Origin of the sequence: Aeromonas sp. CU5 (genome assembly GCF_002586745.1) — a bacterium.
In the GTDB taxonomy this organism is placed as follows: Bacteria; Pseudomonadota; Gammaproteobacteria; order Enterobacterales; family Aeromonadaceae; genus Aeromonas; species Aeromonas sobria.
On sequence record NZ_CP023817.1, the window covers coordinates 1487959 to 1502806 of the forward strand.

Annotated in this window: 14 protein-coding genes; 10 read left to right on the forward strand and 4 right to left on the reverse strand. The window is 56.9% G+C overall.

Annotated elements, in window-relative coordinates; genetic code table 11:
* Nucleotides 1-28 precede the first annotated feature (28 nt).
* The 8 genes from pabC to CK911_RS06645 all read left to right on the forward strand — a co-directional run bounded on the left by pabC (nt 29) and on the right by CK911_RS06645 (nt 7138).
* Complete coding sequence (pabC, locus tag CK911_RS06610) at nt 29-835, forward strand: aminodeoxychorismate lyase (RefSeq protein WP_098969400.1); 807 nt, start codon at nt 29-31, stop codon at nt 833-835.
* Nucleotides 825-1826 (forward strand): endolytic transglycosylase MltG, encoded by a 1002-nt coding sequence (mltG, locus tag CK911_RS06615; protein ID WP_068978571.1) that lies wholly within the window; start codon nt 825-827, stop codon nt 1824-1826. The genes pabC and mltG overlap by 11 nt, the downstream gene beginning before the upstream one ends.
* Complete coding sequence (tmk, locus tag CK911_RS06620) at nt 1826-2467, forward strand: dTMP kinase (protein WP_098969401.1); 642 nt, start codon at nt 1826-1828, stop codon at nt 2465-2467. The genes mltG and tmk overlap by 1 nt, the downstream gene beginning before the upstream one ends.
* The gene (gene holB / locus CK911_RS06625; protein WP_098969402.1) at nt 2452-3399 is read left to right on the forward strand and encodes a DNA polymerase III subunit delta'; all 948 of its coding nucleotides are present in this window, start codon (nt 2452-2454) and stop codon (nt 3397-3399) included. Before tmk ends, holB begins: the two co-directional genes overlap by 16 nt.
* Nucleotides 3400-3423: 24 nt before the next feature.
* Nucleotides 3424-4203, forward strand: coding sequence for a TatD family hydrolase (locus CK911_RS06630; RefSeq protein WP_098969403.1), 780 nt, complete (start codon nt 3424-3426; stop codon nt 4201-4203).
* Nucleotides 4204-4529: 326 nt separating this feature from the next.
* Nucleotides 4530-5519: a site-specific integrase gene (locus CK911_RS06635; RefSeq protein WP_172954091.1), complete on the forward strand. Its 990-nt coding sequence runs from the start codon at nt 4530-4532 to the stop codon at nt 5517-5519.
* Between the two features lie 165 nt (nt 5520-5684).
* Nucleotides 5685-5975, forward strand: a complete 291-nt coding sequence (locus CK911_RS06640; RefSeq protein WP_098972505.1) for a RepB family protein — start codon at nt 5685-5687, stop codon at nt 5973-5975.
* Nucleotides 5976-6220: 245 nt separating this feature from the next.
* Nucleotides 6221-7138: an IS5-like element ISAs4 family transposase gene (locus CK911_RS06645; protein ID WP_098972507.1), complete on the forward strand. Its 918-nt coding sequence runs from the start codon at nt 6221-6223 to the stop codon at nt 7136-7138.
* 128 nt (nt 7139-7266) lie between these two features.
* On the opposite strand, the gene rsmF is transcribed toward CK911_RS06645, so the two are convergent.
* The 4 genes from rsmF to CK911_RS06665 form a co-directional block, all read right to left on the reverse strand.
* Nucleotides 7267-8697, reverse strand: a complete 1431-nt coding sequence (gene rsmF / locus CK911_RS06650) for a 16S rRNA (cytosine(1407)-C(5))-methyltransferase RsmF (RefSeq protein WP_098969405.1) — start codon at nt 8695-8697, stop codon at nt 7267-7269.
* 155 nt (nt 8698-8852) lie between these two features.
* Nucleotides 8853-11405 (reverse strand): MlaD family protein, encoded by a 2553-nt coding sequence (locus CK911_RS06655; protein ID WP_098969406.1) that lies wholly within the window; start codon nt 11403-11405, stop codon nt 8853-8855.
* A 55-nt stretch (nt 11406-11460) separates the two neighbouring features.
* Nucleotides 11461-12063 carry a paraquat-inducible protein A gene (locus tag CK911_RS06660; RefSeq protein ID WP_098969407.1) on the reverse strand — a complete coding sequence of 201 codons (603 nt, stop codon included), beginning with the start codon at nt 12061-12063 and terminating at the stop codon, nt 11461-11463.
* Complete coding sequence (locus CK911_RS06665; protein WP_042021933.1) at nt 12047-12673, reverse strand: paraquat-inducible protein A; 627 nt, start codon at nt 12671-12673, stop codon at nt 12047-12049. Before CK911_RS06665 ends, CK911_RS06660 begins: the two co-directional genes overlap by 17 nt.
* Nucleotides 12674-12820: 147 nt before the next feature.
* Here CK911_RS06665 and prpB point away from each other — a divergent pair, with 147 nt between their 5' ends.
* The gene (gene prpB, locus CK911_RS06670) at nt 12821-13708 is read left to right on the forward strand and encodes a methylisocitrate lyase (protein WP_098969408.1); all 888 of its coding nucleotides are present in this window, start codon (nt 12821-12823) and stop codon (nt 13706-13708) included.
* A gap of 10 nt (nt 13709-13718) precedes the next feature.
* Nucleotides 13719-14846, forward strand: a complete 1128-nt coding sequence (prpC, locus tag CK911_RS06675) for a 2-methylcitrate synthase (protein WP_098969409.1) — start codon at nt 13719-13721, stop codon at nt 14844-14846.
* Nucleotides 14847-14848 lie beyond the last annotated feature (2 nt).

A 14848-nucleotide genomic window follows, 5' to 3' on the forward strand; every position in this document is an offset into this window, starting at 1 on the left:
TCGGGCCTTTTTTATCGGAGGGATCCCTTTGCTTATCAATGGAATGAAGCTTGATAGCATCTCGGCATATGATCGGGGGCTGGCCTATGGTGACGGTCATTTCACCACCATGGCGGTCAGGGATGGCCGGGTGTTGCAGTGGCATGCCCATCTGGCTCGGTTGCAGCAGGCCAACAACCGGCTGGGATTGGTAGAGCCTGACTGGGATCTGTTGACCCAAGAGGTTGAAGATATGGTGGCCAACCAGCCACAATGTGTGGCCAAGGTGATCCTGACCCGCGGCGAGGGTGGCAGGGGCTATGATGGCAGTGGCTGTCAGCACACCACCCGCATTATCAGCCTGGCGCCATTTCCCACCCACTATGGCCAGTGGCAACAGGAGGGTATCGAGATGGTGGTGTGCCGCCAGCGGATCGGTGATGCCCCCATGCTGGCCGGGCTTAAAACCTTGAATCGTCTGGAGCAGGTATTGCTGAAAAGCGAACTTGTCAGCCGCGATGCAGTCGAAGGGATAGTGCTCAACAGTCGTGGTTTTCTGACTGAAGGGGTCAGTGCCAATCTGTTTTGGCGTCGGGGCAAGACGGTATTTACACCGGATTTGGCCCGGGGTGGTGTCGATGGCATCATGCGCCGCCAGGTGATGGCGATGCTGAAACAGATGAGTATTGAGTTGCGTGTGGTGGAGGCTCCGCTGGAGTCACTATGGCAGGCAGAAGAGGTATGGCTCACTAATACCCTGATGGGGGTGGTGCCGGTCAACGGCATCGAGGATATTTATTATCCCGCCGCGGTATTGGGTCGCCGTTTACAGGAGCGTTTGGTCATTGAAGTTTAATCGGCTTTACACCCTGCTTGCGGGGGCGGCACTGACTGTTGCCGTCTCCGGGGGCTATGTGCACTACAAATGGCAACAGGTGGAGACACTCACCAACAAAGGGCCGACCCGGCTCTTTACTGTGGAAAAAGGGGCTCATGCTGCCCGCTTGATCACCGAGTTGGGGGAGGGGGAAACCAGCCCATGGGCGGTGCGGCTCTGGCTGCGTGGTCATCCTGAATTGGTGGCCATCAAATCGGGCACCTATGAGATCAAGGAAGGGGCTCCCCTCAAGGATACCCTCTCCCTGTTTGCCTCAGGCAAGGAGTTTCACTTCAGCCTTACCTTCGTTGAAGGTTCCCGTTTCGAGGACTGGCAGAAGCAGCTCTCCAGTGCGCCGTATCTTGAGCGGTTGACGGTCGAGCAATCAGAAGCCGATCTGGCGCAGGAGCTCGGCATCGAGAATGGCAAGCTGGAAGGGTGGTTCCTGCCGGAAACCTACGCCTATACCACCCATGCCAGCGATCTATCGCTATTGCGCCGGGCTCATCAGGATATGGAGACCTTCTTGCAGCAGAGCTGGGAGAAACGTCAGGCCAACCTGCCTTACAAGACGCCCTATGAGGCGCTGATCATGGCGTCCATCATCGAAAAAGAGACCGGCCAGCCTGATGAGCGAGCACAAATTGCCGCTGTATTTGTCAATCGCCTGCGTCTGGGGATGAAGTTACAGACTGATCCCACAGTTATTTACGGGGTGAAGGATCGCTACGATGGCAATATTCGCCGCAGCGATCTGACCGACAAGAACCCCTACAACACTTATGTTATCGATGGTTTGCCGCCCACGCCTATCGCCATGCCGGGCAAAGCCTCTATTGAAGCAGCGCTCAACCCGCTGGCGAGCGACTATCTCTATTTTGTCGCCAAGGGGGGCGGTGCCCACTATTTCTCCAAGACCCTCGATGAACACAATCGTGCGGTTCGCGAATTCATATTGAAGAAACCTTAATGTCTAAATTTATTGTGATCGAAGGATTGGAAGGGGCAGGGAAGAGCTCGGCCGTGCGTTATGTCACTGACTATCTGCAGCGCCACGGTATCGACAAGATCGAATGCACTCGCGAGCCGGGTGGTACCCCGCTAGCGGAGCGGATGCGTGCCATCGTCAAAGAGGTACACGATGAGCGCCTTACCATCGAAGCCGAACTGCTGTTGATGTATGCTTCCCGGGTACAACTGGTGGAGACCCGCATCAAACCGGCACTGGCCGACGGTATCTGGGTAGTAGGGGATCGCCACGATCTCTCCTCCCAGGCCTATCAGGGTGGTGGCCGTGGTATCAATGCCAACCTGATCGGTGCCATCAAGCAGGCGGTGCTCGGCAACTTCAAGCCGGATTTCACCCTCTATCTCGATATCGATCCCGCCCTTGGCTTGCAGCGCGCCCGCCATCGGGGCGAGCTGGATCGCATCGAACTGGAGCAGCTCAGTTTCTTCGAACGTACCCGAGCGCGTTATCTCGAACTGGCCGCCAAGGATGATTCCATTGTGGTAATCGATGCGGCGCAAACGCCGGATCAGGTTAAAGCTGCCATCGAGAATGCATTGGACCACTATCTGTCGAACGAGCAGCTATGTATCCCTGGCTGATCCCGGATTGGCACCGTTTAAGCCAGACAGCTCAGTCCGGTCGGCTCGGTCACGCCTGGCTGCTGCTCGGAGATCCCGGTCTTGGCAAGGAACAGCTGGCCGAACGACTGGCTCGCTTGCATCTTTGCCAGCAACCTGATCGCGGAGAACCGTGCGGCCACTGCCACTCTTGCCAGCTGTTTGACAAGGGCAACCACCCGGATCTTGGCACTATCACCCGCGACAGCAAAACCATCGGGGTCGAGGCCATTCGCGAGATCTGCACCCGGTTACAGAGTTCTGCCCAGCTCGGCCGTGGCAAAGTGGTGATCATTCCTGATGCGGAGCGGATGACCGAATCGGCTGCCAACGCCCTGCTGAAAACCTTGGAAGAGCCAGCCGGCGACAGCTTGCTGTTGCTGATTGCCTCCCAGGTTTCCCGGCTGCTCCCCACCATTCTCAGTCGCTGTCACAAACATGCCTGCCAGTTGCCGGCGGAAGGGGAGACTGTTCGCTGGTTAGCCGAGCAGGGTCATCAGGCCACCTTGGCTCAGGTGCGGATCTGTCAGGGCGCCCCATTGCGGGTACTCGATTATATCGAGCAACAACAGGACGGAACTCGCCGCGAACTGCTGGAAAGTTTCGTCGCTCTGCGGCAAAGCCCCATCAAAGCAACCACGGTTTGTAGCCAGTTGGGGCAAGAGACCCAGGTCAGGTTGCACTGGCTGCAGCTGTTTTTATGCGACGCGTTGAAAACCCAGGCGGGATGCGGTCACCACCAGTTGGCGATGCCGGACTTGGCGATCTTGAGTCAACGATTGGCAGAGCAGCACTCCAGCGAAAAACTGCTGGAGGCAGAACAAGATCTGGTTGCCCTCAAGGCGGCTTGCCAGCCGGGACAGCTCTCCAACCCCACCATCCATCTGATGAACTGGCTCAGTCGCTGGTTATAGTTCCGACAAGAATAAAGGTTTTATATGTTACTCGTTGATTCCCACTGTCATCTCGATCGCCTCAGCTATGGCAGCAAGCAGACCAGCATGGCCGATGTACTGGCCAAGGCCGCGAAACTGGATGTGGGATATTTTCTCTGTGTCAGTGTGACTCAGGCGCAGTTCCCGACCATGCTCGAGGCGATCGCCCCATATTCTCAGGTGTTTGCCTCTTGCGGTGTACATCCGCTCAATCAGGAACCCGGTGTGGATGCTGCCTTGTTGTTGACCCAAGCTGCAGATGAAAGAGTGATCGCCATTGGCGAGACCGGGCTCGACTACTTCTACTCGCCGGAGAACAAAGAGGTGCAGCAAGCCTCTTTCCGCGAACATATCCGGGTTGCCCGCGCGCTGAACAAGCCGCTGATCATCCATACCCGCGATGCCCAACAAGATACTTTGCAGATCATGCGCGAAGAGGGAGCGGATCAGGTTGGCGGTGTGCTGCACTGCTTCACCGAATCTCTCGAGATGGCGCAAGCGGCGATGGCGATGGGGTTCTATATCTCCATCTCGGGGATTGCCACCTTCAAAAATGCGTCTGTACTGCAAGAAGTGGTCAAGGCTCTGCCCCTCGACCGATTGCTGGTCGAGACCGACTCGCCCTATCTTGCACCGGTTCCCCATCGGGGGAGGGAGAATGAACCTGCCTTTGTGCGAGATGTTGCTCAATTTATTGCCGACCTGCGCCAGATGCCGCTCAGTGAATTGGCAGAAGCGACCAGCCATAATTTCTTTGAACTGTTCAAGCTGGCGAAAAAATAATCCAAAGGCCCCGTTGTTCGGGGCTTCTTACATTTCAAATATCAAGCTGATTACCCCCGTCAATATCAACACAACGCCTCGTTATCTCTTACTTACTGTTGTGTCTACTTATTCTAAATGCATGCTAAACAGCTGCTATTAACATTGCCATGTTCAATAGGGTTCTATGGTGGTTAAAGGTATTAAATCAAGCCACATCAAGTATCGATAATATTCATTATCGATACTTGATGTGTGGGAAGGATCCTGTAAGATCCTCTCAAACTTCATATGAATCATAGTGTTCCGTGATATATCCAAGCTTGTCCAATCTGGCTCATCAGTCACTGCAAACCGTCTTCGATGCCCAGCTAAATAGTCGGGCTCGTCGCTTTTTACGCAGTTCAAAAGCCGATTCAACCCTCAATGCTTATCAGGCCGATACCCGTATTTTTGTCTTTTGGTGCCAATTGCACGGGCTGGATCCGCTGCAAACCACCCATCATGACATTATGAACTTTCTGGCAGATCAGGCAGATGGGGTATTGGCCGACTGGGTATGGCTGGATAAAGAGGAGGGGAAGGGGGATCTGCGTAATGGCGAACCTCGAAAACCGGCAACCCTGGTGAGACGGCTGGCGGGGATCCGCTACGCCTTCAAACAAAAAGGCATTAACCCAATGCCGACCGAGCATCCCGAAATCAAGGAGATGATGCGCGGTATAGTACGACTGGGAGATAACCGTAAGCGCAAGACAGGTGCATTAACGCTGCAACCATTAACTCGGGTATTGGATGGTATCGACACCAATGATCTGGCCGGCCTTCGCGATCACACCCTGCTGCTCTTGATGTTCAGTGGCGCCTTGCGCCGCTCGGAAGCGGCCAGAATTGAAGTGAGCGATCTCGATTTTGTGGGGCAGGGGATCCGCCTTCGCCTCAAACCGAGCAAGCATCAACTCCATGAAACCGAAATTGCGCTGATCCCGGGCAAGCATCATTGCCCGGTGTCGGCACTGCAGCACTGGCTGCGCAAAAGCCGGATCAGCGAGGGGCCACTGTTTCGGCGGATGAACCGCTGGGGGCAACTCATGCCAGATCCCCTGGGGCCACAAGGGATAAACCTGATGATCAAACGGCGAACCGGTCAGGCCATCGATGATCTCTACGTCAGCGGCCACAGCTTGCGGCGCGGATTTATCACCTCGGCAGTCACAGCTGGCAAACCGATGAACAAGATTATCGAAGTCACTCGCCACAAGGATATGCGGACTCTGCAGGAGTACTTCGATGATGCCCATAAATTCTCCGATCACGCGCTCGATGGCTTGCTTTGACACAACTGCGTCACCGCATTTTTTATGTTAAATGATATCTCGTTGATCTGATGATATATTTGCCACGCTGCCTAGCGTTCAAGAGGGAAGGGCACTCTGCCAATGGATAAACGCATTAAGTAAGAGATAACAAATCTGATAATGGAGCATTGCAAGGTCATACATATGAGCCATGAAATAGCAGTGAGTGACGCCGAAGAGGCAGTGCCACAAAATAACGCCGAGCGACAGCGTCAGCATGTAAAACGTAAACAGGAGACCCATACCCGACTGCAATGCTGGATCAGCAATCGCCACGCCGAGCGATTGGCTGATCTGGGTATTCACCTCGAAGACAGTCAGGCATCACTGATAGAACAAGCGATCGATCTGCTCTATCAACATGAGTTGGGTAGGGGATCACCGCTTGAAAACACAGTCGCCAGTCTGGTGGAAGAGACTGTTGTAGAAGCCTAGTGATGAAGAGTTGGCGGGACGATAAGAGATAAAAAGAGCCAGGTACGAATTCCTTGTACCTGGCATAGGGGAATTGGCTCCTTGCAGAGCCGTGCGCTAACTGGTGTTCGGATTGCCTTAAGCTTAGACAAGGCTCAAGGCTTTTCAAGATCCGAAGGGCGTTGTTTCCTAAATCGATGCAGCTTGAATGGAACTAATTGAAAACCCAGTGCTCTGATCACCACCATCCCCCTCAAGTCTGCATCATGGGTAAAGTGCTTCACCCCATCACCAATTGGCCTCAATACAACAGGTCTTTGATCAACCGTGGCTCTCTCACTTTCTGGGTTGATGCCGAGGCCATGGATAACTGGTTTCACCAAGACCATCACGGAAAACGGGGACGCAGCCAGCTCTACACCGACCAGAGCATCTGTACCGTTCTGATGCTCAAAGGGATTTTCAGCCTCACGCTGCGAGCCACTCAGGGGCTACTCGACTCCCTGTTCGAGCTGATGAATGTGCCGCTGTGTGCCCCGGACTACAGCTGTGTCAGCAAGCGCGCACGCACAGTGAAGGTGGCCTATCGGCAGCCCCCCAAGGGGCGCATTACCGACCTGGTTATCGACTCGACGGGTCTGAAAGTGTTTGGTGAAGGCGAGTGGAAAGTCAGAAAACACGGCGCTGAGAAACGTCGAGTCTGGCGCAAGTTGCATCTGGCGGTAGATCCGGTGACTCACGATATCGTGGCGGCAGAAGTGTCGCTGAAGAATGTGCATGACGCGGAGGTGTTGCCGACCTTGCTCAATCCTCTGCGTCGCAAGCTGGGGCGTGTTTACGCGGATGGCGCCTATGACAGCAAAGCCAGCCATCGGTTGATTGCGCGTAAAGGGGCGACGGCGTGTATCCCGCCTCGCAAGAACGCAGGGCTATGGAAAAAGGGCCATCCGAGAAATGAGGCGGTGCAGGTGATGCGCAAGGAAGGGCTGGCGCACTGGAAGAAGATATCGGGGTATCACCGTCGTTCGCTGGCAGAGACAGCGATGTTCCGGTTCAAACAGTTAATGGCAGGCCAAATCACCCTGCGAAAATACAATGGTCAAGTGGGAGAAGTGATGGCGTATGTGAGCGCGATAAACAAACTGAACACCCTTGGCTTACCTGTCAGAAAGCCCCGAGTGTAGCGGTCACCCGGGGCTGGGGAAGTCATGACTTGCTGGCTGATTTGGGAAACAACGCCATTCCGAAGAGAAGTTCAACCTGAGTGTGGCTATTCCAGACTCGTTCAGCTGCTTACGCACCAAATAGCCAACTATGCATTGAACAGATTGTTGTCTCGCACCAGCTCCCGGGGGAGGGCATTCTTGACCCGGCTACCCACCCATTTCCCCATGCCCAGGGTATGTCCCTGATAACGGACGATCACCTCACCAGCGCCAGCTGCCTGCTCAGGCCAGACATCTCGTCCCATCATAAATTCACGGGCATTGGCACTGTCGAGCTCGACAAACCCTTGACTGGCTTTATCACCATAAGCCAGTGCCCATTGATGGGTGAGTCGATAACCCTTCTTGAAGGTCTCAGCCAGCTTGATACCGATGCGATCGAAACGCAGCTTGCCCTGTACCTGTTCAAACAGATGGGGAAAGAGCCAGATCTCGTCATTGCGACCAAACAATTGCCCCTGCGGCACCACTCCAAAAGTGGCCGCAATCTCTTGCAACATGGGGTCAGCCTCTTTGGCCGGTAGCAGTGAGAAGGGGAATTTTCCCAGCTTTCCCGGTTTGAACATGGTATTGGGCACCGAGTGCTGCTTGCGTAATCTGGCGACGAAAAAGCCCTCACTGTCGAAGATCTGGGGCCAAACGTGCAGGTATCCTTCCGCTGTACAGGCCTGCTCCGCATGGGGGAACAGATCCGCCAGTGAGTCAAATATCAGGGCATCGCCGAACTTGTCCAGCAGGGATTGGCAGACCGCCTGATTCTCCTGCTCACTCAAGGTGCAGGTGGAATAGACCAGCACGCCGCCCGGTTTCAAGGCATGAAAGGCGCTCTCCAGCAACCCTTGTTGCACCGCAGCAATCTCGTCGATGCTCTCGATGCTCCAGTTGCGCAGGGCATCGTCATCTTTACGTACCGTCCCCTCGCCGGAGCAGGGGGCATCGAGCAGGATGGCGTCGAAGGTTTCCGGCAGCCACTGGCCAAACACCTTGGCATCAAAGTGAGTCATGCCCACATTGGTCACACCGCAGCGCTGGATATTGGCACTGAGCACTTTCAATCTGCTGCTGGAAAACTCGTTGGCAACCAGCATTCCCTGATTGTTCATCAGCGCAGCGATCTGGGTGGTCTTGGAGCCGGGGGCAGCCGCGGCATCCAGCAACATGCCGTCCGCTTTGATCTTGTCGCTGGCAAATAGCGCGGTCACCGGTAACATGGAGCTCGCTTCCTGAATGTAGAACAGCCCGCTCAAATGCTCGGCGGTGTTGCCGAGGGGAACCGTTTCATCGCTGCGGGTCAACCAGAAGCCGGTATCACACCAGGGCACGGGATCAAACTGCCAACCCTGTGGCTGCATTTGTGCCAAAAAGTCACACACAGTGATCTTGAGGGTATTGACCCGAATGCTGCGCCGCAGCGGTCGCCGACAACTGGCCACAAAATCATCCATAGACAGATGAGCCGGCATGATGGCCGCAATGTGGTGTAAAAAGTGATCGGGAAGGTAGGTGTTGTCGTGCACGGCGCCGTCTCGTTGACCGAAAAAGAGGGTCGATATCCTACCACACGCCAAGCCATTCTCTTAATGGTGACCCTGGTTAAATAGACCAGATGAAATAAAACGCCCGGCATGCGGGCCGGGCGTTTGTAGCAATCAACGGTGATTGAGGAAGAAGATCAGGGCAGGATGCGCGGGCTCCACTCCAGCCACGCTTTCTCGGCTTTGCCGTAGAGTGGATAGCTGTGGCCTGTCTTGGCGGTCGGCCCCATCTCGTTCTCCGGGGTATTGAAGGCGATGCCGCCCGCCAGCAGGCTCTGCACCGTCTCCACTTCGATGGTGCCGCCGGTCAGGCCAATATCTGCCTTCACTCCGGAGACGTTCCAGAACCGTGAGTTGGCACGCACCAGATGGGCATACTCCTGCTCCACGCTCACCTCAATCAGCACCTCGCTGCCATCCCTTGCCAACGCCACTTTGGTGACACTGCCCACCACCAGTTTGCGAAACAGCAGCGGGCTACCAACGCTAAGACCGTTGACCGAAGGGCTCTTGAGGGTCAAGGCCAACCCGACCGGACCACTCTGACTCAAGGGGAAGCGATCTTTGCCTGCCCCCTTACCAGGTTGGGCTTCGACAAAAGCCCCCTTGATCAGGGTATCGAGGTGAGCAACACCGCCCAGCCCCAGCTTGGCTTGCACCAGCGTAAAGCGGGCGCCGGATTGCAGAAAACGTTCGGCGTAGTGGCCATCAAGCTCTGCCTTGAAGATCACTTGACCCAATGACGGCTCCAGCTCAATCTGCTCAATCTTGCCGATATCGACCCCCCGATAACGGATCGGGCTGCCAACTCCGAGGCCCGGGTTGCTCTCAGCCACCAGAGAGAGGGGGCGAACCTTGGCTCTGGCCTGCTCTTTATTGTCAAACAGCTGATGGCTGCTACGGCCGGTACCCAGCCGGTCGAACTCGATGGCACCGCGCAGCAAGGTGGCCAGATTACCGACTTTGACCTTGACGCCGTCAACCCCTACCCGGGTGTCGATGGCTGCTTTCTTCCAAAATTGCGGCTGCCGAGCGAGGAGGGGGGCGTACACACCGTCAATTTCCAGCTCAATCTCGACCCCTTCTTTCGCGGCGCGCAGCTGTTTGACCTTGCCCGCTTCCAATCCCAGATAAAGCACGGGGGAGCCGATACCGATGCCATCAGCCTGATCTGCATTCAGCAACCAGCGCTGGGGTTTGGCATCACGAGTCCCAAGCAGTGCCAGCTCCTGATTCGGGTAGAGCCGATTGACCCGCTCGCCACTACTGGCTTGCACCAGCTTGATCCCTCCACCCAGCCAGGCACTGGCTGGGCTGGTTTCCACTTTGATGCCGCTCAGATCAGCATCGATCTGCAGCGGTGCAGCGCGATAAAAACGGGCCCGGTTGAGCAGATGGCCATAGTTCGGCGTCATCACCAGTTCGACACTGGCATTACCGCGCGCATCCAGCGTCAACTGGCTGATCCGGCCCACTTCCAATCCCTTGTACCAGACCGGTGCATCCAAATTCAGCCCGGCCAGATCCTCGGCCTGCAGCGTCACCTTGGTGCCGCTCTGGGGAGCGCGATCGGTCAGCGTCATCTTGTGCGCCGGTTTGCCCGCTACATAGTCGAGGCGAATGGCAGGGCCGGAGAGCAGGCGATCCGCATGTTGCACACCGGTCGGGGAGAGGGAGACGCTCTCCCACACCAGCTGGCCCTTGTCGGTAATGCGATAAGCTTGCTCCGGGTTGATCAGCGCCGTCACCACGCGCCCCTTGTCGGTCAGACCAATGGGGTCAATGCGGCCAATCTCGATCCCTTCATAGAGGATGGGCATTCCCTCCTTGATAGGGAGATCACCAACCAGGATATCGATGCGCTCACCACGCGCCGCTTCCGCCAGCCCTTTGTAGAGGGTAAACATTTGACCCTTCTCTGGCTCTGGTGAGGCTTTGGGCGAGTCGAAGGCGATGCCGCCGCTCAGGATGGAGGTGAGGCTACCGGCTTCCACGTTCACCCCGGCCAGACTGAAGGAGCCCTTGAAGCCGCTGATGTTCCAGAAGCGGGTATCGGCTTTGATCAGATGTTCGAAACGAGGCTCGATCACCAGATCCAGAATGACATTCTGGTTGTCCTGGCCAAGGCGGGTATTGATGACACTGCCCACTTCAATGCCACGGAAGTAGAGCTTGGCGCCGATCCCCACCGAGCCAAGCGAGTCAGCGGTAAGGTGCAGCATCCGCCCCTGAGCCTGATAGCCGGGGGGAGGCCCCTCCAGTGCATCGAAGGTCTCCTCTAACGGATTGTTCTCACGCCCGGGTTGCAGGTTGATATAGTTGCCGGAGACCAGGGTATCGAGTCCGGAGATCTCGGTCAGCGATGCTTTGGGGCTCACCAGCCAGAAGGCTGACCCTTTGCGGATCAGTGGCCGAGCCCGGCTGTCTATTTTGGCCATCACCGCAATCTTGCGGCCATCTTCAGCAAGATCCATCTCTTGCACCACGCCGATGGCCACCCCCTGATAACGGATCTGGGTTTTGCCCGGTAAAATACCGTTACCCTGGGCGAAGTTGACCTGAATAAGTTGGCCACGACTCAACACCTGCTGATAGAGAAAGCCCCCCGCCAGCAGCAGGGCTATCAGGGGGAGCAACCAGACTGGCGATAACCAGCGGCGCTTTTCAATGACGGGTTCAGCCCCGATCATACCGACTCCTTATTGGCTGGATTAAACAGCACATAATACAGAAACAGAGAACTCATCAACGGGCCGCCTTATCCCACAGTAAACGGGGATCGAGCATGCGGGCTGACATCATGGTCAGCACCACCACACCGGCAAAGGCAGTGGCACCGGGGCCAGCCCGGACACTCAGCATGACGCCGCGATCGACCAGCGCCACCATCAGTGAAATCACGAACAAGTCCAGCATCGACCAGCGGCCGATAAAGTCGATCACCCGATACATCAAAAGCTGGCGCTTGCGTCGCACCGGTTTGGCCCGCTGCAACTGCCAGCAGATCCAGCCCAGCCCCAATATCTTGCCCACCGGCACCAGTATGCTGGCGGTGAGGACTATGGTGGCAATCCCACTCATTTTGCTGCGATAGAGCATCATGATACCGCTGAAAATGGTATCTGACTGCAGCAACCCTTTGTTGTAAAAGTGGGTAATGGGCAGCAAGTTGGCCGGTAGCAACATAAAGGTGGCGAGTGCCAGCAAGCCCCACGACCAGGCGAGGGAACGGGGAATGCGCACCTGAAGCCTGTTGTTGCAACGGGGGCAGCGCGCACCGGTTTGATAACGAACCAGCAAGCCGCAGTCGTGGCAGCGGCACAGCCCCATCTCACGGGCGCTGGTCATCTGCTGCCTCCTTAAGGGGGATCCGTGCCCAATAGGGCGCCGGGTCAAACAGGATCAGCAGGGTCATATTGAGCAACATCAAAATACCCAGACTCAGCAATCCGCCACCAAGCTGGACATCCGCGATATCGATCAGTTTGAACAGGGCGACCAGCAAGCTGACGATATAGACCTCCAGCATGGCCCAGTGGCGAAACACTTCAACCAGCTTCAAGGTCGGCGCCAGGATCTGCCAGCGTTTGGCCAGCCCAGATGCCAGTGCAAAGATACCGGCCAGCAGCCCGACGGGTGCCAGCACAGCGCACCAGAGCACCAGACCGGCCACCCACCATTCTCCCTCGCCAAACAGCACCAGGATCCCGCGCAGCAGATCAGCATCGGAGTTCACCCCGCCTAATCGCAAATAGATGAGTGGTTCAAAAAAAGCGGAGGGTAGCAACAGCAAGCCGGTGATGGTCAATGCCATCAACTGGGAGGGGCGAAAGGCATAGCGGCCATAAAGATGCTGGTGACAGCGTGGACAGTGGGCATGGCGACGCAGCGGCAGAGCCTTGCGCTGGATCAGCAAGTCGCACGCCGGACAGACAATCACGGAACTGGGCTCCATCATGCAATTCAACCTGTTGAATGAATCGGTGAAATTTACCCTAAAACCGTTTCGCTGTCTTGCCTGCGCCCTGAATGGGACGAAAGTATGATTGACGTTAACGTAAACGTGATATTAGATAGCCAGACTAGACAGGTGAAAGGAGTCATGATGTCCAGTTTGTCCCCCTCGGCAGGCCTGCGCTTTCGCACCGCCCTTGCCAACGAAGGTCCCCTGCAGATCGTCGGCACCATCAATGCCTACATGGCGCTGATGGCCGAGCGCAGCGGTTTTCAAGCTCTTTATCTCTCCGGTGCCGGGGTGGCCAACGCCTCCTACGGCTTGCCGGATCTTGGCATGACCTCCCTCAACGACGTGCTGATCGATGCCGAGCGGATCACCGCGGCGACCCGCGTGCCACTGCTGGTTGATATCGATACCGGCTGGGGTGGGGCATTCAATATCGCCCGCACCATTCGCGCGTTCGAACGGGCCGGGGTCGCCGCCGTCCATATGGAAGATCAGGTGGCTCAGAAGCGCTGCGGCCACCGCCCCAACAAGGCGGTGGTGTCGCTTGAAGAAATGTGCGACCGGATCAAGGCTGCGGTGGATGCCCGTCAGGATCAGCACTTCGTCATCATGGCCCGCACCGATGCACTGGCGGTGGAAGGGATGGAGTCTGCTCTTGAACGCACCGCTGCCTATGTGGCCGCCGGTGCCGACATGATCTTCGCCGAGGCGGTGACCGAGCTTGCCCAGTACGACCAGTTCAAGCAGGCGGCCAAAGTGCCGATCCTCGCCAATATGACCGAATTTGGCAAAACCGAGCTGTTTGACAAAGAGCAACTGGCCGCCCACGGGGTCGACATGGTGCTCTACCCCTTAAGTGCCAACCGCGCAGCCAATCAGGCCGCCCTCAACGTCTATCAACATATTCGCCAGGATGGCCATCAACGGGCCGTCGTGGAGACCATGCAGACCCGGGAGTCGCTCTACGACTATCTCGGCTATCACCACTACGAGCAGACACTGGATCGTCTGTTCACATCCAGGGATTAGGAGGCAGCGTATGGGACAGCAAAAACCGTTGGGCGGGGCAGGTCTGCGTGGGCAGAGTGCGGGGGAGACCAGCATCTGTACCGTGGGCAAGAGTGGCACCGGTCTCACCTATCGCGGCTACGACATCAAGGAGCTGGCCGATAGCGCCCAGTTCGAGGAGGTCGCCTATCTGCTGCTCAAGGGGGAGTTGCCCGGTGAGCAGCAGCTTGACGCCTACAAGCGCGAACTGCGTCGCCTGCGCGCCTTGCCCCTGCCGCTGCTGGAGGTATTGGAGCGTATCCCCGCCAATGCCCATCCTATGGATGTGCTGCGCACCGGCTGCTCCATGCTCGGCGATCTGGAGCCGGAAGATGGCTTCGAACATGAGCATGAAGTGGCGGATCGGCTGCTTGCCGCCTTCCCGGGGATCCTGATCTATTGGTACAAGTTCAGCCATGAAGGGGTACGCATCGCCCTCGATACCGATGAGGAGTGTATCGGCGGCCATTTCCTCGCGCTGCTGCACCAGAAGGCGCCAAGCGAGCTGGAGCGTCGGGTGATGCATGTCTCCCTCATCCTCTACGCCGAGCATGAGTTCAACGCCTCCACCTTTGCTGCGCGGGTCTGCGCCTCGACCCTTTCCGACATGTTCTCCTGCATCACCGCCGCCATTGGCACCCTGCGCGGCCCGCTGCACGGCGGCGCCAACGAGGCGGCCATGGCGATGATCGAGCCCTGGCAGGATGAAGCCCAGGCAAGGCGCGAACTGCTGGCGAGACTGGCGGCCAAGGATAAAGTGATGGGCTTTGGCCACGCCATCTACCGCACTTCAGATCCGCGCAACGTCATCATCAAGGAGTGGTCGGCCAAGCTCGCCGAAGCGGTGGGGGATGATCGCCTCTATCGCGTCTCCTGCGAGGCAGAGAAGGTGATGTGGGAAGAAAAAGAGCTCTTTCCCAACGCCGACTTTTTCCACGCCAGCGCCTATCACTACATGGGGATCCCGACCAAGTTGTTCACCCCCATCTTCGTCTGCTCGCGGGTCACCGGCTGGTGTGCCCACGTGATGGAGCAGCGCGAGCACAACCGGATCATCCGCCCGAGCGCCGATTATGTCGGCCCGGCGCCCCGTCATTTTGTCTCCCTACAACAACGATAAGG

Coding starts and splice junctions, on each gene's coding strand:
- tmk (WP_098969401.1), top strand. CDS start 1,826: ATGTCTAAATTTATTGTGATCGAAGGATTGGAAGGGGCAGGGAAGAGC.
- holB (WP_098969402.1), top strand. CDS start 2,452: ATGTATCCCTGGCTGATCCCGGATTGGCACCGTTTAAGCCAGACAGCT.
- CK911_RS06630 (WP_098969403.1), top strand. CDS start 3,424: ATGTTACTCGTTGATTCCCACTGTCATCTCGATCGCCTCAGCTATGGC.
- CK911_RS06640 (WP_098972505.1), top strand. CDS start 5,685: ATGAGCCATGAAATAGCAGTGAGTGACGCCGAAGAGGCAGTGCCACAA.
- CK911_RS06645 (WP_098972507.1), top strand. CDS start 6,221: ATGGGTAAAGTGCTTCACCCCATCACCAATTGGCCTCAATACAACAGG.
- CK911_RS06655 (WP_098969406.1), bottom strand. CDS start 11,405: ATGATCGGGGCTGAACCCGTCATTGAAAAGCGCCGCTGGTTATCGCCA.
- CK911_RS06660 (WP_098969407.1), bottom strand. CDS start 12,063: ATGACCAGCGCCCGTGAGATGGGGCTGTGCCGCTGCCACGACTGCGGC.
- CK911_RS06665 (WP_042021933.1), bottom strand. CDS start 12,673: ATGATGGAGCCCAGTTCCGTGATTGTCTGTCCGGCGTGCGACTTGCTG.
- prpB (WP_098969408.1), top strand. CDS start 12,821: ATGTCCAGTTTGTCCCCCTCGGCAGGCCTGCGCTTTCGCACCGCCCTT.
- prpC (WP_098969409.1), top strand. CDS start 13,719: ATGGGACAGCAAAAACCGTTGGGCGGGGCAGGTCTGCGTGGGCAGAGT.